1 protein-coding gene is annotated in these 491 nt (G+C 56.4%); it reads right to left on the bottom strand.

What is annotated here, in order from left to right; translation table 11 throughout:
* On the bottom strand, positions 1–491 hold a 491-nt coding region (locus G9F50_RS20275), incomplete at both ends, for an AMP-binding protein (RefSeq protein ID WP_165417791.1).

Raw genomic sequence — 491 nt, 5'->3', positions numbered from 1 at the left:
CACAATTCACCGGCAATGCCTTCCGGCTGCACCTGATCGCCGTCGCCGAGAATATAAACTCTCGTATTGGCAATCGCCCGTCCGATCGAAAGCGATCCTTCCTCCGGATTGATGACGCCGCTTGTCGCGACGACGGTGTTTTCCGTCGGGCCGTAGTTGTTGATGATCGTGTACGGCTGTTTCACCGCCCGCTTCAGCTTGTCGCCGCCGACGAGAAGCATGCGGAGAGAGGTATTTTCCAGCTCCATAAATTGTTCGGCAAGCTGCGTCGGCAGGAAGGTGATGGTCACGCCGTTCTCCTCGAAATAGTGATTTAAGCGGGTGATATCCAGCCGGATCGCTTCGTCAATGACGTGAAGCTCCGCGCCGATGGTCCATGTCGGGAACATCTCCCAGATGGAGGCGTCAAAACCAAAGCCCGCGTATTTGGCGCTTTTATCATCCGCCGTCATGGCGAATGCGTCGTGGTGCCAGAAGCACAGGTTCACCAG

It is taken from the genome of Bacillus sp. EKM206B (assembly GCF_011066015.1).
Lineage (GTDB): Bacteria > Bacillota > Bacilli > Bacillales > Bacillaceae > Bacillus > Bacillus velezensis.
This window is presented reverse-complemented; position numbering and strand designations above follow the sequence as displayed.